Source organism: Streptomyces sp. NPDC015125 (genome assembly GCF_043080045.1).
Classification (GTDB): Bacteria; Actinomycetota; Actinomycetes; order Streptomycetales; family Streptomycetaceae; genus Streptomyces.
This window is the reverse complement of the sequence record NZ_JBIBVF010000006.1, coordinates 198,990-221,499: the sequence shown is the minus strand read 5'-3', so window position 1 is coordinate 221,499 and position 22,510 is coordinate 198,990. Positions and strand designations below refer to the sequence as shown.

Annotated in this window: 18 protein-coding genes; 5 read left to right on the top strand and 13 right to left on the bottom strand. The window is 71.8% G+C overall.

The features are described 5' to 3' along the window. Positions 1-23: 23 nt before the first annotated feature. Entirely contained in the window at positions 24-1,130 is a 1,107-nt protein-coding gene (locus tag ACF088_RS16940; RefSeq protein ID WP_392376532.1) for a MerR family transcriptional regulator, read from the top strand. On the opposite strand, the gene ACF088_RS16935 is transcribed toward ACF088_RS16940, so the two are convergent. Together ACF088_RS16935 and ACF088_RS16930 are read right to left on the bottom strand one after the other, a co-directional pair. Then, positions 1,120-2,139, bottom strand: coding sequence for a LysR family transcriptional regulator (locus ACF088_RS16935; protein ID WP_392376531.1), 1,020 nt, complete (start codon positions 2,137-2,139; stop codon positions 1,120-1,122). The genes ACF088_RS16940 and ACF088_RS16935 overlap by 11 nt on opposite strands. Positions 2,140-2,316: 177 nt before the next feature. After that, complete coding sequence (locus tag ACF088_RS16930) at positions 2,317-3,918, bottom strand: MFS transporter (RefSeq protein WP_392376530.1); 1,602 nt, start codon at positions 3,916-3,918, stop codon at positions 2,317-2,319. Positions 3,919-4,269: 351 nt separating this feature from the next. On the opposite strand from ACF088_RS16930, the gene ACF088_RS16925 reads away from it, so the two are divergent. Beyond that, the gene (locus ACF088_RS16925; RefSeq protein ID WP_392376639.1) at positions 4,270-5,292 is read left to right on the top strand and encodes an Lrp/AsnC family transcriptional regulator; all 1,023 of its coding nucleotides are present in this window, start codon (positions 4,270-4,272) and stop codon (positions 5,290-5,292) included. Between the two features lie 53 nt (positions 5,293-5,345). Further along, a complete protein-coding gene (locus ACF088_RS16920) occupies positions 5,346-6,065 on the top strand; it encodes a rhomboid-like protein (protein WP_392376638.1) in 720 nt (239 codons plus the stop codon). Here ACF088_RS16920 and ACF088_RS16915 read toward each other — a convergent pair. From ACF088_RS16915 to ACF088_RS16875, 9 genes are all read right to left on the bottom strand, one after another. Beyond that, positions 6,053-6,868 carry an HAD family hydrolase gene (locus tag ACF088_RS16915; protein WP_392376529.1) on the bottom strand — a complete coding sequence of 272 codons (816 nt, stop codon included), beginning with the start codon at positions 6,866-6,868 and terminating at the stop codon, positions 6,053-6,055. The two genes, ACF088_RS16920 and ACF088_RS16915, sit on opposite strands and share 13 nt — an antisense overlap. Further along, positions 6,865-8,154: a serine--tRNA ligase gene (gene serS / locus ACF088_RS16910; RefSeq protein WP_392376528.1), complete on the bottom strand. Its 1,290-nt coding sequence runs from the start codon at positions 8,152-8,154 to the stop codon at positions 6,865-6,867. The genes ACF088_RS16915 and serS overlap by 4 nt, the downstream gene beginning before the upstream one ends. A gap of 773 nt (positions 8,155-8,927) precedes the next feature. Beyond that, the gene (gene pheA, locus ACF088_RS16905; RefSeq protein WP_392376527.1) at positions 8,928-9,854 is read right to left on the bottom strand and encodes a prephenate dehydratase; all 927 of its coding nucleotides are present in this window, start codon (positions 9,852-9,854) and stop codon (positions 8,928-8,930) included. Positions 9,855-10,048: 194 nt separating this feature from the next. After that, entirely contained in the window at positions 10,049-11,470 is a 1,422-nt protein-coding gene (gene efeB / locus ACF088_RS16900) for an iron uptake transporter deferrochelatase/peroxidase subunit (RefSeq protein ID WP_392376526.1), read from the bottom strand. After that, positions 11,470-13,827: a copper resistance protein CopC gene (locus ACF088_RS16895; protein ID WP_392376525.1), complete on the bottom strand. Its 2,358-nt coding sequence runs from the start codon at positions 13,825-13,827 to the stop codon at positions 11,470-11,472. The genes efeB and ACF088_RS16895 overlap by 1 nt, the downstream gene beginning before the upstream one ends. A 139-nt stretch (positions 13,828-13,966) precedes the next feature. Further along, positions 13,967-14,416, bottom strand: a complete 450-nt coding sequence (locus ACF088_RS16890; RefSeq protein WP_392376524.1) for a copper chaperone PCu(A)C — start codon at positions 14,414-14,416, stop codon at positions 13,967-13,969. Then, positions 14,413-15,057 carry an SCO family protein gene (locus ACF088_RS16885; RefSeq protein ID WP_392376523.1) on the bottom strand — a complete coding sequence of 215 codons (645 nt, stop codon included), beginning with the start codon at positions 15,055-15,057 and terminating at the stop codon, positions 14,413-14,415. The genes ACF088_RS16890 and ACF088_RS16885 overlap by 4 nt, the downstream gene beginning before the upstream one ends. A gap of 90 nt (positions 15,058-15,147) precedes the next feature. Beyond that, positions 15,148-15,909, bottom strand: a complete 762-nt coding sequence (locus ACF088_RS16880) for a YcnI family protein (RefSeq protein ID WP_392376637.1) — start codon at positions 15,907-15,909, stop codon at positions 15,148-15,150. 137 nt (positions 15,910-16,046) lie between these two features. Continuing rightward, positions 16,047-16,934 carry a hypothetical protein gene (locus ACF088_RS16875; protein WP_392376522.1) on the bottom strand — a complete coding sequence of 296 codons (888 nt, stop codon included), beginning with the start codon at positions 16,932-16,934 and terminating at the stop codon, positions 16,047-16,049. 246 nt (positions 16,935-17,180) lie between these two features. Between ACF088_RS16875 and ACF088_RS16870 the strand changes: the two genes are divergently transcribed. Next, on the top strand, positions 17,181-17,678 hold the full coding sequence (locus ACF088_RS16870; protein WP_328385627.1) for an ATP-binding protein: 498 nt from the start codon (positions 17,181-17,183) through the stop codon (positions 17,676-17,678). Positions 17,679-18,033: 355 nt separating this feature from the next. Further along, complete coding sequence (locus ACF088_RS16865; protein WP_392376521.1) at positions 18,034-18,681, top strand: TetR/AcrR family transcriptional regulator C-terminal ligand-binding domain-containing protein; 648 nt, start codon at positions 18,034-18,036, stop codon at positions 18,679-18,681. A gap of 100 nt (positions 18,682-18,781) precedes the next feature. On the opposite strand, the gene ACF088_RS16860 is transcribed toward ACF088_RS16865, so the two are convergent. After that, positions 18,782-20,242, bottom strand: coding sequence for an aminopeptidase P family protein (locus tag ACF088_RS16860; protein ID WP_392376520.1), 1,461 nt, complete (start codon positions 20,240-20,242; stop codon positions 18,782-18,784). Positions 20,243-20,565: 323 nt separating this feature from the next. Further along, entirely contained in the window at positions 20,566-22,224 is a 1,659-nt protein-coding gene (locus ACF088_RS16855) for a PP2C family protein-serine/threonine phosphatase (RefSeq protein WP_392376519.1), read from the bottom strand. Positions 22,225-22,510 lie beyond the last annotated feature (286 nt).

Here is a 22,510-nt window from a genome sequence, read left to right as displayed (position 1 = left end):
AAAGCACTCCACTGGAAGGCGTCATGTTCAGCATCGGAGATTTCGCCCGGTACGGCCGTGTGTCGGCCCGCATGCTGCGCCATTACGACGCGATCGGGCTGCTGCGCCCGGCCCGTACCGACCCCGTCAGCGGCTACCGCTTCTACGAGGCGGCCCAGCTCGCCCGGCTCAACCGCATCATCGCGCTCAAGGACCTCGGATTCAGCCTTCAGCAGGTGAGGGCGATTCTGGCCGAGGAGGTGAGCGTGCCGGAGCTGCGCGGCATGTTGCGGCTGCGGCGGACGGAGCTGGAAGCGGCGCTGACGGCGGCGGGTGCGCGGCTGGCGCAGGTCGAGGCGAGGCTCCGGACGATCGAGAGCGAGGGACGTATGTCTGCCGACGATGTGGTGGTCAAGCGCACCGACACGGTGCTGCTCGCGGAGCTGAGCGGGATCGCCGCCAGTTACGGGCCCGAGGACATCGGGCCGGTCATCCAGCCGCTCTACGGCGAGCTGTGCCGACGGCTGGAGGCCGCCGGGGTGACCCCGGCGGGGCCGGGACTGGCGTACTACGAGGACGCCCCGGACACCCCGGACGCCCCGGGCGCCCAGGAGGCCCCGGACGCCCCGGCGACACCGGCAGCACCGGAGCGGACGAGAAGTCCGCGGACGGGAACGGGGGAAGGCGGGACCGAATCCGAATCCGGGCCCGAACCCGACCCCGAACCCGGCCCCGGACCCGGACCCGAACCCGGACCCAGCCCCGGGGTAACGGCCGACGCCGGCGGTGACGCCATCGTCGTCCACGCGGGAATCGTGATCACCCATGAGGCCCTGGCCAAGGCGGGCGTCACAGGTGACGGCCCCGCCGGCCGCCCCGGCACCCCCTCCGCCACACCCGCCCTCTCTGCCACACCCGCCCCCACCGGCCTCGGCTTCGACGTCGTCACCCTCCCCGGCCTCGACAGCGCCGCCACGGTGGTGCACCACGGTCCGATGAGCCGGATCCTGCCGACCGCCCAGAATCTCGCGCACTGGATCGACGCCAACGGCTACCGCTCCGCCGGGTATGCCCGCGAGCTCTACCTGGAGTGCCCGCCGGACCAGGAGAAATGGGTCACCGAGATCCAGGAGCCGGTGGTCAGGGCCTGACGCTCTCGGCTTCGCCACCCGGGCACGCGGTGACCGTCTCGACCACCTCCGCTTCGCCGCCGAGGCATGCAGTGACCGTCTGCGCCGTCTGCACCGTCTGCGCCGTCTCCGCTTCCCCGTCCAGGCACGCGGTGACCGTCTCCGCGAACGCCACCGCCGCCGGGCTCAACGCCTCCCACTGGCGTACCGCCCAGCCGGTGGCCAGTGGGGGCAGCGCGGCGATCGGGACCAGCCGCAGTGCCGGGTGGACGGAGGCGTGCAGGCCCGGCAGTTGGGGGACGACCGCATGGCCGACGCCGAGTTCGGCCAGCAGCAGGGCGGTGTCCCAGTCGGCGACGCTGGTGGTGCTCGGGGGCGGCACGGGGCCGGCCTCCCGGTGGCTGAGGTGATCGTCGAGGCGCATACGGGAGGTGGAGTTCTCCGGCAGCCGGATGTGCCGGATACCCGCCAGCTCCTCGGGCTCGATCCGCTCCCGGCCGGCGAGCGGGTCATCGGCGCGTACGGCGAGCACCCAGGGCAGCCGGACCACCGGATGCTGCTCGATGCCCGGTACCGGCGGGCCGATGGTGATCCAGGCCAGCTCGGAGCTGCCGTCCGCGACGACCTCGAAACAGCGGCGGCTGGAACTCTCGGTCCGGAACTCCAGGTTGACGTGCGGACGGTGGGCACGGAAGGCGACGACCGCCTCGGACATGAAGTGCCGGACGGTCGTGGCGCCGGTGGTCACCCGGACCGTGCCGCCGTCGCCCGCGCGTAGATCGGCCAGCCGGTGCAGCGCCAGATCCAGTCCGCCGATGCCGTCCGCCGCCGCACGGTGCAGGATCCGGCCCGCCTGGGTGGGCGCCACCCCGCGCGGCCGGCGTTCCAACAGTCTGCTGCCCGCCTCCCGTTCGAGGCGCTTGATGCGCTGGCTCACGGCCGACTGGGTGCAGCCGAGATCGCGGGCGACGGCACTGAGGCTGCCCGCCTCGCACACGGCCACGAAGACGCGCAGATCATCGAGGGTCACCCACGTACGGTAGTCCTCAACACAAGCTATTGCTAAGGGATTTGGAAGGAAGTCAGAGGATTGACTTGGGTGTGAGGCGCGGCGAAGATCGGCACAGGGCCCAGGGCGGCAACCCGGAACCATCTACGGCCGTACGGTTCCGGGTGCCGACCCGCACAGGGGCGTGCTCCGCCGTGGCTACGCCCCCGCTCGCGCACCCTCCCGCACCGGAGCCGCCGCGGCGTCCTCCGCGGACGGGCCGGCCGGACCGTCGCCGCTCTCCTCGCGCCGTACCACCGCAAGGACCAGCAGCCCGCCCGCCAGGGCCACCACCCCGGAGATCAGCATGATGTCCGTCAGCCCGGTGACATAGGCGGACCCGGTGGCCGTACGGGAGGCGCCGGGCCGTGCGGTGTCGCGCAGCGCGGTGGCGAAGACGGTGCCGAGGACCGCGATACCGAGGGCGTAGCCCAGCTGGCGGAAGGTGTTCACGGCGCCGCTCGCCATGCCCGCCCGCTGCGGGGGCGCCGCGCCGAGCGCCGCGGAGACCAGGACCGGCATCGCCATCCCGATGCCCAGGCCGCTCACCGCGAGCCCGGGGACCAGCGACGCCCAGCCGGAGTCGTCGTCCAGCAGCGCGCAGGACACCAGTGCCCCGGCTCCCACGAGCAACAGGCCGACACCGACCGGGAGTTGGGGCGCCATCCGCTGCAGCCGCCGGCCGCCCAGCGAGCCGACCAGCAGGGACATCAGCGCCATCGGCGTCACCGAGAGACCCGCCTGCACCGGGCTCAGGCCCACGACGTTCTGCACCCACAGCCCCACGAACGACAGATACGGGAACGCCGCGGCTTGCAGCAGCAGCGCCGCCGCCATCAGCGCCGCGAACGACGGCCGGCGCAGCAGCCGGAGGTCGAGCAGCGGCCGGCCCACCCGCCGCTCGACGACCAGGAAGACCAGCAGCGCGAGCGCCGCGCCGACGAGCGAGGCGAGCGTCCCGTACTCCGTCCAGCCCTCCTCGCCGCCGCGGATCAGCCCGTACGTCAGCGCGCCCGCGCACACCGTGAAGGATGCGGCACCCGGCCAGTCGATACGGGCGAGGGGGGTCCCCGCGGCCGGGTTCGTTCGAGGCTGGGGGAGGCCACCGTACGACTCCCCGACCCGGCGCAGGGTGATCCACACCGCAACGGCGACCAGCGGCAGATTGACCAGGAAGATCGCCCGCCAGTCCACGTACTCGGTGAGCAGCCCGCCCAGTACGGGGCCGATCGCGGCCGCGGCACCGCTGGTACCGCCCCAGATGCCGAAGGCCACACCACGGTCCCGGCCCTGATAGGCGGCCATCAGCAGCGGGGTGTTGGTGGCGAACATGGCCGCCGCGCCCACGCCCTGGACGGCGCGGGCCGCGACCAGGACGCCTGCGTCCGGGGCCAGACCGCAGGCCAGCGAGGCGAGCGCGAACAGGACCAGCCCGGCCACGTACAGCCGGCGCCGCCCGAAGAGGTCAGCGGCCGAGCCCGCCACCATCAGCAGCGCGGCCAGCGCCAGCGCATAGATGTCCAACACCCACTGGAGCGAGGTGAAGGAGGCGCCCAGGCCGTGGGCTATCCGGGGCAGCGCGGTGTTCACGATGGTCACATCGACCAGCAGCAGGAAGTTGCCGAGGGTGATGGCGGCCAGCGGCCACCACTTCCCGGCCCGCCTCCCCACCGCACCGTCCGCCGGTCTCCGGCCCGGCTCTCCGCCCGCGCCCGCCGCCCGTCCGCCGGCCGCGGTCCCTCTCTCGGGTGCGTTCTCCATGCCCTTTTTCCTTCACTCGTGTTGCCGACACGGCGCCATCCGGCGCCGCCCCGTATTGCCGACGCCACCCTGCGGTCCGCGCCACCTGCTCTCCCAGCCATCGCGCTCCCGGCGGCGCAATCCGACACGCGCTAGCCTCGAATGGTGAAAATCGACGGGAAGGTCGGCGGGAAGGCTGGCGGGGAGACCGGCGGGAAGGCTGACGGGGAGACCGGCGGGAAGGTCGGCGGGAAGGCTGACGGAACGTTCCAGGGGAGAGCCACCGGCCAACCCCCTAGCGCCCCCGGCAGCCCCGGCGCCCCCGGCAGCCCCGGCGGCCCCGCCGGCTTCGATGCCCTCGACCGCCGGCTCGTGCATGCGCTGCAGCTGGACGGCCGGGCGCCGTTCAGCCGGATCGCTGCCGTGCTCGGCGTCTCCGACCAGACCGTCGCCCGCCGCTACACCCGGCACCGCACCAGCGGCGCGCTCAAGGTGCTGGGGCTCGCCGATGTGCAGGCGCTGGGCGACATCGCATGGATGGTGCGGGTCCAGTGCACGCCGGACGCCGCCGTTTCCGTCGCCGAGGCGCTGGCCCGCCGCACGGACACGTCCTGGGTGAGTCTGATGTCCGGCGGCACCGAGATCGCCGCCGTCTGCCGTGCCCCGAGCAGCGACCACAGTGATGCGCTGCTGCTGCAGAAGCTGCCGCGCACCCCGAGTGTCGTCGGCGTCACCGCGCACTGCCTGCTGCATGAATTCTTCGGCGGTCCGCAGGGCCTGATCAGCAAGTCCGGGGCACTCACCGACGCAGAGATCGCCGAACTGAGCCCCAACCCACCCAACCCGCGCAACCCGCCGACCCCACCGAACCCATCCAACCCACCGAACCCGCCGAACACACCAAGCCTGCCTCCCACCCCGGTGACGCTCACCGACGCCGACCGCCGGCTCTTCGACGCGCTCGCCCGTGACGGCCGGACGCCGCTGGGCGAGCTCGCCGCCGTCACCGGCTGGTCGCCCAGCACCGTCCGCCGCCGGCTGGCGGAGCTGCGTGCGGACGGTGTCCTGTACTACGACGTCGACTACGACCTGCGGCAGTTCGGGTACGGCGTGATGGTCGCCCTCTGGCTGTCCGTTGCGCCCGCCGAACTCGCCGCCGCCGGCGAGGCGTTGGCGGCACACCCGGAGGTCGCCTTCGCCTGCGCCACCACCGGACCGAACAACCTGTTCGCGTCCGTGCTGTGCCAGGGCACCGAAGCGCTCTACACCTATCTGACGACCCGGGTCGCGGCGCTGCCCGGCGTACGGGCGATGGAGAGCGCGCCCCGCATCCGGCACATCAAGGGGCCGGGGCCGCTGTTCACCACCTCACCCGCCGTCGGACGCCAACGGTGAGACCGCTGTTGGAGCCGCCGCGCGGCGGCCGCCGGCCGTGGCCCGGCAACCCCCTGACCTGGGTGAAGGACTGGGTTGGCAGCAGTCCAGGCACCCATATCTGGCTGCTGGTCATCGGCATCACCAGCCTGGTCATCGCCTCCGCGTCCGAGGGGCTGGGACAGTTCCTCGTCCACCGCACCAGCAGTAACATCCACGAGCTGAACGAGCATCCGCTGCCGTCGCTGCTCATCAGCGGCTTCTGGATCGAACGCCCGTCGTCGTTCCTGCTCTACGTGGTGATGTTCGAGTTGGTGCATGCCAACGTGGAGCGTTGGCTGGGCAGCATGCGCTGGCTGCTGACCGTCGGCGGTGCGCATATCGCCGCCACCCTGGCCAGCCAGGAACTCGTCCTGCTGGCCATCGAGGGCCACCGGCTGCCGCGTTCGATGACCCATGTCGTGGACATCGGGGTCTCGTACGGGCTGGCCGCGGCCGCCGGTGTGCTGACCTACCGGCTGCTGCCGCCCTGGCGTTACGGCTATCTCTCCGCGGTGCTGATCTTCTTCGCCATCCCGCTGCTGACCGGAGCCTCCTTCACCGACTTCGGCCATGCCATCGCGCTGACCATGGGCTTTGCGGCCTGGCCGCTGACCCCGGGGGCAGCCGGAGGACCGGAGCACGCCGAGCATCCCGCGCGACGGACGAAGCAGCCCGCGCGACCGACCGAGGAACCCGCGGAGCCACCCCCGGACCCGGACCCGGACCCGGCCCCGGGCAGTCAGGAGAGATAGAGCCGTTCCAGCACCACCGCGACACCGTCCTCGTCGTTGGAGGCGGTGAGTTCGTGTGCGACGGCCTTCAGCTCGTCATGGGCGTTGGCCATGGCCACACCGCGTGCGGACCAGGCGAACATCGGGATGTCGTTGGGCATATCGCCGAAGGCCAGGGTCTCCTTGGCGGTGACGCCCAGCCGGCGGGCGGCCAGCGACAGTCCGGTGGCCTTCGTCAGGCCCAGCGGCAGCAGTTCGACGATGCCCTCGCCGGCCACCGTCACGCCTACCAGATCCCCGGCGACCTGACGTGCGGCCAGCGCCAGCGCATCGTCGTCCAGGGCCGGATGCTGGATGTAGACCTTGTTGACCGGTGCGGCCCACAGCTCGCCGGGGTCGTCCAGCATGACGTGGGGCAGCCGGCCCTCCTGGACGCGGTAGCCGGGGCCGACCAGCACCTCGCCCTCCAGACCGTCCCGGCTCGCCGCCAGATGCAGCGGGCCGACCTCCGCCTCGATCTTGGCCAGCGCGAGACCGGCCAGCTGGCGGTCCAGCGTCACCGAGGTCAGCAGGCGGTGCTCACCGGCGTGGTAGACCTGCCCGCCCTGCCCGCACACCGCGAGGCCCTTGTAGTCAAGGGCGTCGAGGATGTGCCGGGTCCAGGGCACGGCCCGGCCGGTGACGACGATATGCGCCGCACCCGCCGCGGTGGCCGCGGCGAGCGCCTGGCGGGTGCGCTCGGAGACGGTCTCGTCGTGGCGCAGCAGCGTCCCGTCGAGATCCGTCGCGATGAGCTTGTAGGACAGCGGAGCGGACGGACTCACTTGGCGACGGGCTCCAGGATCTCCCGGCCGCCCAGGTAGGGGCGGAGCACCTCGGGGACACGCACGGAGCCGTCCGCCTGCTGGTGGTTCTCGAAGATCGCCACGATCGTGCGCGGTACGGCGCAGAGCGTGCCGTTCAGGGTCGCCAGCGGCGAGACCTTCTGCTTGCCGTCGACGGTCTCGCGCATCCGGACCGAGAGCCGCCGCGCCTGGAACTCGTCGCAGTTCGAGGCCGAGGTCAGCTCGCGGTACTTGCCCTGGGTGGGGATCCAGGCCTCGCAGTCGAACTTCCGGGAGGCCGAGGCGCCGAGGTCACCGGTGGCGACATCGATGACCTGGAACGGCAGCTCCAGACCGGTCAGCCACTGCTTCTCCCAGTCCAGCAGCCGCTGGTGCTCGGCCTGGGCGTCGTCCGGCGCGACATAGGAGAACATCTCCACCTTGTCGAACTGGTGGACCCGGAAGATGCCGCGGGTGTCCTTGCCGTAGGTGCCGGCCTCGCGGCGGAAGCACGGCGAGAAGCCGGCGTAGCGCAGCGGCAGCTTGGCGCCGTCCACGATCTCGTCCATGTGGTAAGCGGCGAGCGGGACCTCGGAGGTGCCGACCAGGTAGTAGTCGTCCTTCTCCAGGTGGTAGACGTTCTCCGCGGCCTGGCCGAGGAATCCCGTGCCCTCCATGGCGCGCGGGCGCACCAGGGCGGGGGTCAGCATCGGCGTGAAACCGGCCGCGGTGGCCTGCGCGATGGCGGCGTTGACCAGGGCGAGCTCCAGCAGTGCGCCGACGCCCGTGAGGTAGTAGAAGCGGGAGCCGGACACCTTGGCCCCGCGCTCGACGTCGATCGCGCCGAGCAGCTCGCCGATCTCCAGGTGGTCCCTGGGCTCGAAGCCCTCCGCGGCGAAGTCACGGATCGTGCCGTGCGTCTCCAGGACGGTGAAGTCCTCCTCGCCGCCCACGGGCACGTCGGGGTGGACGAGGTTGCCGAGCTTTTGCAGCAGCGCCTGCGTCTCCTCCTTGGCCTCGTCCTGTGCGGCGTCGGCGGCCTTGACGGCGGCGGACAGCTCACCGGCCTTCTTCAGCAGCACGGCCTTCTCGTCGCCGGAGGCCTTGGGGATGAGCTTGCCGAGCGCCTTCTGCTCGGCACGCAGCTCATCGAAGCGGACGCTGGACGACCTGCGCCGCTCGTCGGCGGAGAGAAGCGCGTCGACGAGTGCGACGTCCTCTCCACGGGCGCGCTGGGACGCGCGCACACGGTCGGGGTCCTCACGGAGCAGGCGAAGGTCAATCACCCCACCAGGCTACCGGGCCCCGCTCCGCCCCTCGACGCGATATTCACCGGCATGTCATTTTGCCCGTTTTGGGCAATTTATTCCCCTAGGGTCAGGGGAGGGAAAACGGGTGGGCAATTCGCGCGTATTCCGTGCCGTGGGCGGATGGGAAGGGGGTCCTCGGCGGCGGTGGGCGGGAGCCTTTGCGGTGACCGGCGGAGGCCTTTGCGGTGGCCGGTGGAGGTCTTCGCGGCGTCCGTCACGAGATCTTCGCAGTGTCCGCGATGGGGCTTTCGCGGCCCGGGTGCCGGGTGATCCACGGTGTGGACAACGGGAGTTGGACGGGGGCTGGAGGGGTGTCGGAACGGGGCGCGGCCCCTGGTTATCCCCCGAGATCCCCCCGGTTGTCCACAGGGGGCGAGGGTTTCGGGATTGTTATCCACAGGCTGTGTGTGAGATCTGTGGAAGTCGGAGTCGATCATTCCGCTCCCGAAATGCTCGGCTATGGATTCCCTGTCCAAACCCCGTTCACGCACTCTTTCGTGTGGGATTACCTCGCCCTAAAGGATTGATCACGTGAATTGTGCTGACGGTGTCCGACGTGCGGTGCTGTGGAGTGGTGTGCGGTCAGTAGGGCGATATGTCGACTCTGTCCGACTCTCGTGTCGACTTACCCACAGGTCGAGAACCGGCCCTGTGGATAACTTTGTGGATAACCCGCAACCCTTCCAAAGCTGCAGGTCGTGCTGTTCCGCAGGGCCCGCCCACCGGGCCGCGGAGCACCCGTAAGCGGCTCAGCCCCGCCCGTCCATGCAGCGCGCCAGCCAGTCCGACGCCTCGGTGAACGCCGCGTCCGTCATCTGCCGCCGCACGCTCGGCGACGCCTCGTCCGCCCGCGGATAGGAGCCGAGGAACCGCACCTCACGGCAGACCCGCTTGAGGCCCATCAGCACCTCGCTGACCCGGCGGTCGGTGACGTGCCCCTCGCAGTCCACGGAGAAGCAGTAGCGGCCGATGCCCTCACCGGTCGGCCGGGACTCGATCCGCATCATGCTCACCCCGCGCACCGCGTACTCCTGCAGCAGTTCGAGCAGCGCACCGGGGTGGTCCTCGGCCAGCCACAGCACGACCGAGGTCTTGTCGCTGCCCGTGGGCGCCGCGGGCCGGGCCGGGCGGCCCACCAGCACGAAGCGGGTGGCCGCGTTCTGCGCGTCATGGATGTCGGTGACCAGCGGCTCCAGGCCGTAGGTCGCCGCCGCGAACTCGCCCGCGAAGGCACCGTCGTAGCGGCCCTCCTGCACCAGCCGTGCGCCGTCGGCATTCGAGGCCGCCGACTCCCATACGGCCTCCGGGAGTTGGGCCGCCAGCCACTTGCGCACCTGCGGCTGGGCGACCGGGTGCCCGGTCACCGTCTTCACATCGCTGAGCACCGTACCGGGACGGACGAGCAGCGCGAAGGCGATCGGCAGCAGCACCTCGCGGTAGATCATCAGCGGCTCGCCGGAGGCCAGTTCGTCGAGGGTGGTGGTCACCCCGCCCTCGACGGAGTTCTCGATCGGCACCAGCGCCGCGGCGGCCTCACCGGCGCGCACCGCGTCCAGGGCGGCCGGCACCGACACCATCGGCACCAGCTCGCGGGGCGCCGCCTCGGGAAGCGTGCGCAGCGCGGCCTCCGTGAACGTGCCCTCGGGGCCGAGGTAGGTATAGCGGCTGGCCGACATGGATAAGGACTCCCTCGCGTCACTGCGGGGGCACCCCGCCGATCTTCTCCCTGTCCTGCCACGATACCCAGCCCCGCGGAACCCGGGCGGGACTTCTCCGGGGGGCCGGCCCCGGGGGGCCGCCCGCCCCGGCCCGGGTCCCCGGCCCTCCGGCAGCGGCCGGCTTCCTCGGACTCCGGCAGCGGCCGGTTTCCTCAGCCCTCCAGCAGCGGCCGGCCCACGTAGTCGCCCGGTTCGGCCGCCGGGGGCACCGCGTACAGCCCGCTGGCCTCGTGCCGCAGGAACCGCGACAGCGCGTCCCCGCGGTCCAGCTTCCGCTGGACCTGGGTGAAGGCGCGCAGCGGGTCGGCCTGCCAGCAGACGAAGAGCAGCCCGGCGTCCGGGGCGCCGTCCTTCCGGAAGCCGTCGTGGAAGGAGAACGGGCGGCGCAGCATCGCCGCGCCCTGGTTGGACTCCGGCGCCGCTATCCGTGCGTGCGCATTGGCCGGGATGACCGGCAGCCCGTCGGGACCGCTCGCCTCCAGCCGCATCGGGGTGGTCTCCGAGCCGCCGGTCAGCGGCGCCCCGCTGTCCTTGCGGCGCCCGATGACCCGCTCCTGTTCGTGCCGCGAACGCTTCTCCCAGTCGTCCAGCAGCATCCGGATCCGGCGGACGACGGCGTACGAGCCGCCGTGCATCCAGGCCTGGTCGGCGTCCCGCCCCACGAAGATCCGCTCGTCGAAGTCCTGGTCCGACGGCTTGGGGTTGTTGGTGCCGTCGATCTGGCCCATCAGATTGCGCGCGGTCATCGGGTGTGCGGTGGCGCCCGGAGTGCGGTTGAAGCCGTTCATCTGCCAGCGCAGCCGCGCGCTGCCGGCCGCGTCCTTCTGCAGCGCGCGCAGCGCATGGAAGGCGACCAGCGCATCATCGGCGCCGATCTGTATCCACAGATCTCCGTTGCTGCGCTCGGGGTCCAGCGCATCGGCCGAGAAGTCGGGCAGCGGGTCGAGCTGTACGGGGCGCCGCTTCGTCAGGCCCGTACGGCCGAAGAAGCTGTGGCCGAAGCCGAAGGTGACGGTCAGCGAGGACGGGCCCGCGTCGAGCGCGACCCCCGTGTCGGCATCCGGGGTCCGCCCGGCCATCAGCTCCTCGGCCGTCCGCGACCAGCGGCGCAGCAGCGCGGCGGCGGCCTTGCGGTCCGCGTCCGGCGCCAGGTCGAAGGCGACCAGATGCCCCGTGGCCTGCAGCGGGGTGGTGATCCCCGCCTGCTGCCCGGCGCGTGCCGGCCGGAACGGAACCTCGGTCGATCCGATGCTGGTCACGGCCTTGGCGGCAGCGTCCTGCGAGCCGGCCTGCGCGGCGGCGACCCCGATGGCGCCGCCGGCCCCACCGACCACCAGCCCGGCCGCGCCCGCCGCGCCGACGGTGCCGAGCAGCCGGCGACGGGAGAGCTCCAGCGAGGGCGAGGGCGAGGGCGAGGGGGAAGAGGAGGGGGAGTTGCCGGTTTCGGGCGCCGGGGCGGCGGCCGGTGCGGGCACGCCCGCTGCGCTGCCCGCCCCGGCGGACCGCGCGCCCGGGGCCTTCTCTCCGGGCGTCTTCTTCCCGGGCGCGTTCTTGCTGGACGTCTGCTTGCTCATCAGCCGATCTTCACGTTCTTGGTCTCGGTCACCTGGTCGATGTCGGAGGTCCGTACGAGCAGCGAGAGCTGCCACTGCCCGGGGACCGGCAGCTGCACCCCGTCCGCCCGCCAGTGGCCCTTGCCGAGGTGCTTCGGGACGACCGGCAGCGGCCCGATCTTCTTGGCCTTCTGGGTGAAGGAGATCTTCACCTCGGGGACGTCGACCGCCTTGCCCGACGGGTCCGAGATCCGCAGCCGCAGCGCGTTGGCGCTGCCGCTGCGCCCCGGGTCGAGGTCGAGGCGGGCGGTGCCCTTGCCGCCCGGGCCGCCGGTGTCGAACGGGATGCTCAGCACCTGGGGCTGGTTGGCCGCGGTGGACTGCCCGCCCGAGGTGGCCTTGACCGCCTCTTCGGTACGGGCCGGTTCGGTGGCGGTCAGCACCGTGGTCACCACGAGCAGGACGACGGCGACCGACGCCTCGGCCAGCACCGACCGGCGCAGCGCCAGCCGCTCCGGATCGGCATCGCGCTGCCGCTTGGTACGGGCGGTACGCAAGGCGGCTTGCTGACGGGCGAGTTGGGCGGCTCGGGCGGGGTCGGGGGATTCGTCCGGGGCCCGGTCCGGCGTCTGGTCCGGGGTCTGGCCCGGGTTCCGGTCCGTGGCCTGGCCCGGGTTGCCTCCTGCGGTCTTGTCGGGGCTCTGCGCGGGAGCGGCAGCGGCAGCCGAAGCCGAAGCCGAAGCAGCAGAAGAAGGAGCCGAACCGGCGGGAGGAGCCGATGCGGTGGCCGCGCCGGCCGTGGCCGAGACGCCGACGGCCGCCTTCTCCGCTTCGCTGTCCTTCTCCGCCGCAGTGCCCTCGTCGGCCTGCGGCACCTGGGCCTCGGACGACGTGCCCTCGGCCGACCGGCCCCCGGCCGCCCGCACCTCCGTCAGCCGTCCCGTCCAGCGCCGCGACACCCAGGCGATCCCGACGAGCACCACGACCAGGCCCACCTTGAGCAGCAGCAGCCACCCGTACGTGGTGTCGGTCAGCGCACGCCAGCTGCCGACCTGCCGCCAGGACTGATAGACGCCCGTGGCCACCAGCACCAGCACGGAGCCGAACGCGATCCGCGAGAAGCGGCGTACGGCGGTCCGCTCGATGGGCGGTCCCCAGTACAGGGACACCAGCAGCGTCGCGAGCCCGCCGAGCCAGGTGGCGACCGCGAGCAGATGCAGCACATCGACCGGCATCGCGACCGCGGACTGCAGACCGGTCGAGGCGTGTTCGGCCAACGCCCAGGTCGAAGCGAGCCCGGCGCCGACGATCACACCGCCGAAGGCGAGCCCGAAGGTGAGATCCCTGCGCTGCCTGGCGAGGCCGGCGGCGTCCACGGCCTGCTGCCCGGCACCCTCCGCGTCCTTCTCTCCGGCGGCCGCGTCCCCTTCGCCGGCGTTCCCTTCCCCGGCGTCACCGGTATCCCCGGCTCCGCCGCTCGCCCCGCCCAGTGCGCCCGCCCCGCCCGATGCGCTCGCCTCCTGCTCCTCGGCCGGCTGCCCGGCCCGCTCCTCCGCGGGCTCCTGCAGCCGCGCATACGTTCCGAAGAGCACCGCCACGAACAGCGCCGCGGCGGCGAGCAGCAGCAGCCGGGAGACCAGCGCCGCGCCCGGCTTGGTGACCAGGACCTGCTGGAGGCCGCCGAGGTCGAAGACATCGGCGAGATCGCCGGACCCGGTGTACGGGGTGCGCAGCAGCAGCATCACGACGGTGGTGCCGGCCAGCAGCGCCCACCCCTGGACGACCACCCGCTGCACGGACCGTACGAGGGCGGCAGCCGGGCGGCAGGCCACCACGAAGGCTGCGCCGCCGACGAGCAGGACGAACCCGGCGTAGGCGAGGTAGCGGGCGACGCCGTAGAGCGCGCCGACCAGACCGCCGCCGGCCTGCTGCTGCGGTACCGGGGCGCTGGCCTTGGAGGGCGCGCCGACCGAGAAGGTGAAGGCGCCGGAGACGGGGTGGCTGTCGGCGGAGACCGCCTGCCAGGTGACGGTGTACGTGCCGTTGCCGAGCCCCGGTGGCAGCCCCGCGCCGTATTTGACGATGCTGTCGCTGCACAGGTTGCGCAGCTTGCCGCGGTCCACCCGTTTGCCCCGCGGATCCAGCACCCGGATCGAGTTGTCGCCCATCGCGACGCCCTCGGAGAAGGTGAGCGTCACCTGCTCGGGGGCGTGGTCCACCACCGAACCCTGCACGGGGGTGCTCCCGGTCAGCGCGGCATGCGCCGAGGCCGGGGCGGCGCCGCCGAGCCCGCCGATCAGCGCGCCGGCCAGCGCCACCGCGACGACCAGCAGGCGCAGCACGGCGGACCGTCGCGGCCCGAGCCCGGTGGTGACCATAGTGATCGCTCCCCTTACTCCCGTTTTCCGTACGGCCGGTGCGGTGGTCCGTACGGCCTGTGCGGTTCTTCGGTCTCCTGCTGCTTCTTTCGGTGCCCGGCTTCGGTGCCCGGCTTGGGTGCCCGGCTTCGGTCTCCGGCTACTTCTTCGGTGCGTAGGTGAGGGCCTTGACCGGAACGGTCACCTTGATCGGCTCGGCGGTGGCGAAGTGCAGCTCGATGGTCACCTTGTCGCCCTCGGCCGGCTTCTTCTTCAGCCCCATGAACATCAGGTGGTTGCCGCCACGGCTGAGCCGGAGCTCGCCGCCCGCCGGTATCGCCAGCGAGTTGACCTGCTCCATCTTGGTGCCGACCGTCTTGTGGAGCGTGATGTCCTTGGACAGGTCGCTGGTGACCGAGGTGAGCTTGTCCGCGGTGCCGCCGCTGTTCTTGACGGTGAAGTACGCGCCGGCCATGTTCTGGTCGACCGGCTGCGGCATGTACGGGGCGGCGACCTTGAGCTGCGGTGCGCCGTCCGCGCCGCCGCAGCCCGCCAGGGCGAGAGAGGCGGTGAGGGCGAGGGCGGCGGCGAGGGTGGTGCGGCGGTTCACGGGTTCTGCCCCTTGACGATCTTCGGAAGTGCCTTGGTGTAGTTGTCGGAGGTCGCCTCCTGCATGCCCATCCAGTGGATCTTGTCGTCCTTGGGGGAGCTCAGCAGCACCTGCGCACCATGGGTGGAGACGACATCGCCGTTCTTCTTCTTGACCGGCTTCTCGATCCCGATGTTCACGCTGCGCGCACCGGCCTGGATGGTGTCGAACGTGCCGGTCAGACCGGTGAAGTCCTTGTCGATACCGCCGAGCCACTTCTTGAGCGCGGCCGGGGTGTCCCGCTCCGGGTCGGAGGTGACGAAGACGACCCGCAGGTCCTTGCGTTCGGCCGGCGGCAGCTGCTTCACCGCGACCGCGATGTTGGCCATCGTCAGCGGGCAGACGTCCGGGCAGTTGGTGTAACCGAAGTAGATCAGCGTCGGGTGGCCCTTGGTCTTCTCCAGCAGGTCGTACTTCTTGCCGCCGGTGTCGGTCAGGACGAGGTCCGGCTTCTCCATGGGGCTGTCGAGCGTGACGATCGGCTTGGCCGCGGTGCCCCCGGAAACCTCGGCGGCGGGCTTGCTGTCATCGCCGTTGCAGGCGGTCAGGCTGAAAGCCGCGGCCGCAGCCAGGGCGGACGCGAGCAGGGTCCTTCTGTGCATTGCAGATAAATCCTGTGTCTGGGAAATCCGGTTTGTCCGGGAAGGGGGTGGGCGGGCCGGCACGGTTCGGGCGCCGGCCCCCGCCGGTGGTCAGGCGCTGCGGCGCCGGCCGGCGAACACACCGAAGCCGACTCCGATGATGCCGACGACGATGCCGACGGCGCCCAGGACGCGGGCCGTGGTGTCACTGCCGGACGCGTCCGCGGTGGCAGCCGTGGCCTTCATGCCGGTCGTGGTGCCGCTCTTCTCGTCCGCGCCGGCGGCGCCGTGGCCGTCCTCCTCGGCCGCGCTGAGCTTGAGGACCGGGGCCGGGTTCTCCGGCTCCGGGGCGCCCTCCTTCGTCGGCTCGATCCAGCGCACGACTTCCTTGTTGTCGTACGTCTGGAGGGCCTTGAAGACGACCTGGTCGGTGTCCTTGGGCAGCTGGCCGACGGAGAGCGGGAACTGCTGGAACTGGCCGGGCTCCACACCCTTGCCGTCGGCGGTCCAGGTGATCTTCGAGGGCGCTTCGGTGATCTTCTCGCCCTCCATCTCGATCGGCTTGGGGAGCTTGGCCTTGGTGACCGAGATCTTCCAGCCGGGCACCGGCTGCGGCATCACGGACGCCAGCGGGTGGTCGGTGGGCAGCGTCACCTCGAGCTTCACCGTCGAGGCATCGTCCTTCTCATTGGGCACCTTGAAGTTGACGGTCGCATAGCCGCCCTTGGCGGCCGTACCCGACGGCTGCACGCTGACGTGCGCAAAGGCCGGGCCGGCGAGCAGCAGCACGCTGCCGGCCGCGGCGGCGCCCACCAGCGGCAGCCGCCGTGCGAGCCGGCGCGTGTGCGACGTGTCCGACTGCTGCTGCGACATCTTCGCCATCTTCGAGTTCTTCGACATCGGGAAACACTCCACAGGAAGGAGAGAGGTACGGGTGACGGTGCAGGTGGCGCGCGTGCGACGACGGCGCATAAGCCCGTACCCGTCCTGTGGGAGCGTGCTTCGCGTCGTCAGGCCGCGAGGGCGAGGGGGGCCGGGGCGGGGGGTCCTCGCCTGATGACACTGTGGTGGAGTGCGACGTTCTTCGGGCCGGGTTTGTCATCCCCGTACGAAACGGGGGCGCGCAGCGCTTCATCGTGCGCCGTTCCCAGGCCCGTGAGCAGGGCGCGAGCGAGGGCGAGTGCCCCGCGCACCACGCCGACCAGTGCCTGCACCGCGATCTCGTACGCCGCCGGAGCCGACAGCCGGACGAGCCGCCACAGGGCCGCCTCGCCCCGCCGCAGCAGCCAGCCGACCGCGAGCGCGGCCAGCAGATGCCCCAGCAGCATGGGCAGCGACGGCAGCAGACCATGCGTCATCGCGGGGTCGGCGGCGGTCGCGCCGCCGGCCGTGCCACCGGCCGGGCCGACCCCTGCCGGAGGGGCCATCCCGGCTGCGGAGGCCGTATCGAAGCCACCCGAACCGAGGATCCGGCGCGCCTGCGCGCCGTCCACCCGGCCGCTGTCGAGCCCGCAGGTCAGATGCCGGGCAAGGGCCTCGGCCGCCCGGTCGGACAGCCTGCCGGTACCGAAGCCGCTTCCTCTGGTTCCGCCTCCTCCGCCCCGCACCATGGCGGGCATCGGACGCTGGCCCCAGGCGAACAGCGCATGCAAGGCGAGCTGTCCCACGGCCAGAGCGGCGGCGATCCCCGGCAGCGAGCGCTCCCGCCCGGCCAGTGGTGCCGCGACCGCGAAGACCACGGCCGCCGCCACGCCCAGCGTCCACAACGGGACGGTGGCGCACGAGGCGGCGATGTGCCCGCCCGCGGACAACACAACACAGACCGCGGTGAAGACCGCGGCCCTCAACAGCCGAAGATCGGCGGCTGCGCGCGCTGTGGAGGCGGGCGGTGGAGTCATGGCCGCGCCATCATCCCACTGGCCCGACCTGCCACCTACGGCAGGGCGCGCCGAGGAGGCGCCCCGCCCGGTGTCCAGGGAGCCCGGCGGGGCGCGCGGCAGCGCATAGCAGGCGCTCCGCCTACACCGATGCGCTCGCTCTTCGCATCCGCCGAATGGGCGGTATCACGTCCCGGACATGCTTACGGACCATGCGGCGCGGCAATAGGTATCGATATGTCGAGCCGCGGCCAGGAGGCTGGAGCGATGAGCATCTGGTGGTCACTCCATTTGCGGCGTGAGGCTGCGAGCGTGCCGCTGGCCCGTCGTCTGCTGCTGGGCACGATGGAGACAGCGGGCGTCGACCCGGACATCTGTTACGACCTTGCGGTGGCCCTCTCCGAGGCCTGCGCGAACGCCGTCGAGCACGGCGGTGACGCCGCCACCGAGGACTACCGCGTCACGGCCTTCATCGACGGCGACACCTGCCGCATCGAAGTGACCGACTCGGGCCCCGGGTTCCGCCACTGTCCCGCACCCCCCGCCCCACCCCATACCGCCGCGGACCGGGCCCTCCCGCCGGCCCCCGTGCCCACCCCCGCACAGGCTCCCGCCTTTGCCGAGGACGGCCGGGGGCTCTTTTTGATCGAGGCCCTCACCGACCACGTCCGCTACCGCAACCGCACGGGCCGCCCCGGCGCGGTCGTCAGCTTCGACAAGATCCTCAAATGGCGCGAGGGGGCGGCGCTGCCGATGGCGTCGTAGGACGAGTCCAGGAGGCCGAGGGGGCTCGGCGGGTGGACGGGATCCGCCCGTCGGCGGGGGAGTGAGTCAGCGGCCCGGGCTCGGGCTCGGTACCTCGGGGGTGCCCAGGGCGGCGGCCGCGTGCGGGATGTCCACGTATGAGGTGTCAATCCGGGCTGACATCAGCAGTCGTAAAACTGGCTGGAATTCGCCCTTTGTGCGAGGTGGGCAGCGCGGTCTCGCGGTGAGAGAACCTCCCCCGCGGCGTCCCCTGTCCCTACGAGACCAGCGCGCACCATGGCTAACACGAAGTTGCTCGCGTTAACCTTTCCCGGACAATACTTGGCGTGAACCCGCACTGCAATACGGAGCCGTCGTGACGACAGCGCACCATGCCCCGGGCGAGACCAGGCCCGGCGGTCGTACCGCCCGCACCCGCCAAGCCGTATTGACCGCCGTGTTCGAGGAGTTGGGCGCCGGCGGCTTCGCCGACCTGACCATGGAGAGGGTCGCGCAGCGGTCGGGAATTCATGTGGCGACGCTCTACCGCCGCTGGCGCTGTGCCGAGGGCCTGGTGTGCGACCTGCTGACCGACCTGAGTTCGGATGTGCCGCTGCCGGACTCCGGCACCCTGCCCGGGGACCTGCAGGCGCTGGCCGGCTCGATAGCCGCCTTCTACGGGGAGGCGCGGATGCGCCGGCTGATCGAGGCGGTGGTCTCCGCCGCGGCCCGGGACCCCGAGGCGGCGGCGGTGCTGCGGACCTTCTTCGGCGAACGGCTGGCGCTGGCCGGGCGGATGGTGGAGCGGGCCGTCGAGCGCGGCGAACTTCCCGCGGACACCGACCCGGAGAAGGTGATGTCGGCGCTCGGCGCACCCTTCTACTACCGGATTCTGATCGCCCGTCGCCCCGTCGACCGGGACCTCGCCGCATCCGCCGCCACCGCCGTCTGGGCGGCCGCCCGGGCCGGTGCGTACGGGCGCAAGGACGACGGCCCCGCAAACGACCCGTCTCCCGGCAGCTGACGCCACCGGGAGACGGAGAACGAACGGTGCAACGGGCGCTGCGCACAGGGCACCCGCCCGTGCGGCACCGCCCCGTGCAGCACCGCTCCGTGCCGTGCGGCTACTTGCCGAGCAGCGCCGCCATCCAGGCCTCGACCTCGTCCGACCGCCGCGGCAGCGCGGCCGACAGGTTCCGGTTGCCGTCGTCCGTCACGAGGAGGTCGTCCTCGATCCGGACGCCGATGCCGCGGTACTCCTGGGGCACCGTCAGATCGTCCGCCTGGAAGTACAGACCGGGCTCCACGGTCAGCACCATGCCCGGCTCCAGCGTGCCGTTGACGTAGTTCTCGGTGCGGGCCGCGGCGCAGTCGTGGACGTCCAGGCCGAGCATGTGGCCGGTGCCGTGCAGGGTCCAGCGGCGCTGCAGCCCCAGCTCCAGCACCCGCTCGACCGGGCCCTCGACCAGACCCCAGGCCACCAGCTTCTCGGTGAGCACCCGCTGCGCCGCGTCGTGGAAGTCGCGGTAGGCCGCGCCCGGCTTGACCGCCGCGATGCCCGCCTCCTGCGCCTCGTACACCGCGTCGTAGATCTTGCGCTGGAGGTCGGTGTAGCGGCCGTTGACCGGCAGGGTGCGGGTGACGTCCGCGGTGTAGAGGCTGGTGGTCTCCACACCCGCGTCCAGCAGCAGCAGATCGCCGGAGCGCACCTCGCCGTTGTTGCGGACCCAGTGCAGGGTGGTGGCGTGCGGTCCCGCGGCGCAGATCGAGCCGTAGCCGACGTCATTGCCCTCGACGCGGGCGCGCAGGAAGAACGTGCCCTCGATGTAGCGCTCGCTGGTCGCCTCGGCCTTGTCCAGGACCTTGACGACGTCCTCGAAGCCGCGCACCGTCGAGTCGACGGCCTTCTGCAGCTCACCGATCTCGAATGCGTCCTTGACCGCGCGCGCCTCGGAGAGGAAGACGCGGAGCTCTTCGTCGCGCTCGGCGGTGACCTTGTCGGTCAGCGCGGTCTCGATACCGGCGTCATGGCCGCGCACCACGCGGACCGGGCCGGTGGCCTCCTTCAGCGCGCCGGCCAGCTCGCGTACGTCCTTGCACGGGACGCCGAGCATCGCCTCGGCCTCGCCGAGGCTGTGGCGCCGGCCGACCCACAGCTCGCCCATGCCGTCGAGCCAGAACTCGCCGTTCTCGCGGTCGGAGCGGGGCAGCCGGTGGATCGTCGCCTCGTGGCCGTCCTTCGTCGGCTCCAGGACCAGGACGCTGTCGTCGGTCTGGTCGCCGGTGAGGTAGACGTACTCCGTCGAGGCACGGAAGTCGTACTCGGTGTCGTTGGAGCGGGTCTTCAGGTTGCCCGCCGGGATCACCAGCCGCTCACCGGGGAAGCGCGCGGACAGCGCGGCGCGGCGCCGGGCGGCGTTCGGGGCCTGCTCGACCGGCTGCAGATCACGCAGCTCGGTGTCGGCCCAGCCCCCCTTCATGTTCTCCGCGAGCTCATCCGAGACACCCGGGTAAAGGCCGTTCTTGCGCTGCTTGATCGGCTGCTCGTCCTCGTCCGGGGTCTCCGGCGTGAGCTCGTCGGTCACAATGCCTCCTTTTAAGACTGAACCGCCTTCCATCGTATGTGCGGATCGAAAGCGGTCCAGGGGCAGAAAGGCGTGACCTTGCCGGCACCGCGGCTATCGGACACGGGGCACCCACGGGGAGGACGGGCGGCGTACGACTCCGAGGACCGGCGCCAGGTGTCCGATATCCGGTGTATCCGGCGTACGTTTCGGCGCACGATTCGCCGTACGCCCCGGCGTGCGGCTCCGTGCCCGCCGTGCGCAGCGTTCCCTGCCCGGTGCGGTGCCCGGTGGAGTGCCCGGTGCGGTGCGGCCACGGCCCGGTCCTTGCCCGGCCCTACTCCTCACTCCTCGAAGTACGCCGCGAGCAGCACCACGTCCTCCTCCGACGACGGATCGTCCAGACCCTGCGGCAGCATCGCGCGGACGATGTGATCGACGACCGCTTCCGGATCATGGCGGCTCGCCCTGGGAACGCCCGCGGCGGCCGCGTGCAACCGGGTGAAGGCGCGGTCCATGGTCTCGCCGGTGCGGTGCAGCAGCCCGTCGCTGTAGAGCAGCAGGGTCTCGCCGCCGGCCGGTTCGATCTCCACGCTCGGCGCTTCCCAGCAGGCCAGCATGCCCAGCGGCGCGGACAGCGAGGTCTCCACGAACTCGGTCCGCAGATCGCCGAGGATCAGTGGCGGGCAGTGGCCGGCCCCGGCCAGCAGCAGCTTGCGGGCGAAGGGGTCGGCGATGCCGCCCGGCGGCACCGGCGGCCCGCCCGGCGCGCCGGGCGGCGGCTCGGTGAAGGCGAACAGCGCGGTGGCGCTCCGGGCCGGCTCGGTCAGCCGGAGCAGCAGTTCGAGGTCCGAGAGGACCGCGACCGGATCCTCGCCCTCCATGACGGCGTAGGCGCGCAGGGACGCCCGCAGCCGCCCCATGGCCGCCACCGCACTCGGCCCGGAGCCGGTCACCGAACCGACGGCCAGGCCCAGGGCGCCGTCGGGCAGCGGCAGCGCGTCGTACCAGTCGCCGCCGCCGCGCGGCCCGCTGCCGTGCCGCACCGCGAGGCGTACGCCGGGGATCCGTGGCAGCCGGTGGGGCAACAGCTCCTCGCGGAGGGTCTCGGTGGCCCGCCGGCTGCGGTGGAGTTCGAGGAGGCGGGCGAGGTGCTCGGCGGCGTGCGCGCGGTAGAGGCCGACGAGGTGGCGCTGCCGTGCGGTGGGCTCGGCCGGTTCGTCGTAGAGCCAGACCGCGGCGCCGGTCCTGCCGAAGGGTTCGGCGCAGAGCGGGACCGCATAACTCGCGGCGTATCCGAGACGGGCGGCGACCTCGCGCAGGCGGGGGTCGAGGTCCTTCTCACCGGGGATGTCGGGTTCGGCGATCTCGGTGCAGGGGCCTGCCGAGACGTCGTTGCAGGGGCCGGCCGCACGGCTCTCGCCGCGCGTCGGGTGGCGGGTGTCGTCGAGCGGGCCGGTCCGGGTGTCGTCGCCGGTGGCCCGCTCCGGGAGGCCGTCCAGTATCCGCGCGTACGACAGGGCGCGGCGCGGGATGGTCTCGATATGACCGATCTCGGCGTGGCCGAGGCCGAGGCCGACGGTGGTCTCCGGGCCGAGCCCGTCGGACGGTGCGAGGACGACCAGACCGCGGCGCGCCCCGACCAGGGAGGCGCCGGCGCGCAGCAGCTCGTGGAGGGCGTCCTCCAGCGTACGGGTGCGCGCGAGCTGTTCGGTCAGGTCGTGCAGGGTGCTGAGGTCGGAGATCCAGCCGGCCAGCCGGTCCTGGACCGCCGCGAGTTGGTCGACGACGGAGATGTCGGGCGCGGCATCGGGTGGGGCGCCCGGGGAGGCGCCCGCAGAGGTGTCGGACAAGCCGTCTGACGACCCGTCCGGCGAGGCGTCGGACGGGGCGCCGACAGAGGATCCCGAGGGGACTTTCGGCCCGTGCGGGTCGACAGTGTGCGCGGGGGCGGGAAGGGCTGGTTCGATTCCAGCCACTTTCGGCACGTGAGGGGCGGTCATGGCCGACGGCTATCGTCGTACCAGACATTACTGCAGGTCAGGCCGCTCTTTGGTAGGGAGTGCGGCATTTTGTTGAGTGATGTTGTGCGGTAAGGTTGGCCGCTCAATTTCCTCAATAGCATCGCAAACCCCCATGTCATGCTGCTCCGCTATTAATGCCTCCACATGTACACGGAGCAGCGATGCGATGTCCAGCATTGTCCCCATGGGGTTTGTGGTGTCAACGAGGTCTGTAGATTGGCCTGAAAAAAGCCCCCCGAACGTCAATTTGAGGTCGACTGACGGC

Bases quoted from the DNA above. Each gene is read 5' to 3' on its own strand.
- ACF088_RS16940 (WP_392376532.1), top strand. From the start codon at position 24: ATGTTCAGCATCGGAGATTTCGCCCGGTACGGCCGTGTGTCGGCCCGC.
- ACF088_RS16930 (WP_392376530.1), bottom strand. From the start codon at position 3,918: ATGGAGAACGCACCCGAGAGAGGGACCGCGGCCGGCGGACGGGCGGCG.
- pheA (WP_392376527.1), bottom strand. From the start codon at position 9,854: ATGTCGGCCAGCCGCTATACCTACCTCGGCCCCGAGGGCACGTTCACG.
- efeB (WP_392376526.1), bottom strand. From the start codon at position 11,470: ATGAGCAAGCAGACGTCCAGCAAGAACGCGCCCGGGAAGAAGACGCCC.
- ACF088_RS16895 (WP_392376525.1), bottom strand. From the start codon at position 13,827: ATGGTCACCACCGGGCTCGGGCCGCGACGGTCCGCCGTGCTGCGCCTG.
- ACF088_RS16885 (WP_392376523.1), bottom strand. From the start codon at position 15,057: ATGCACAGAAGGACCCTGCTCGCGTCCGCCCTGGCTGCGGCCGCGGCT.
- ACF088_RS16880 (WP_392376637.1), bottom strand. From the start codon at position 15,909: ATGTCGCAGCAGCAGTCGGACACGTCGCACACGCGCCGGCTCGCACGG.
- ACF088_RS16875 (WP_392376522.1), bottom strand. From the start codon at position 16,934: ATGACTCCACCGCCCGCCTCCACAGCGCGCGCAGCCGCCGATCTTCGG.
- ACF088_RS16870 (WP_328385627.1), top strand. From the start codon at position 17,181: ATGAGCATCTGGTGGTCACTCCATTTGCGGCGTGAGGCTGCGAGCGTG.
- ACF088_RS16855 (WP_392376519.1), bottom strand. From the start codon at position 22,224: ATGACCGCCCCTCACGTGCCGAAAGTGGCTGGAATCGAACCAGCCCTT.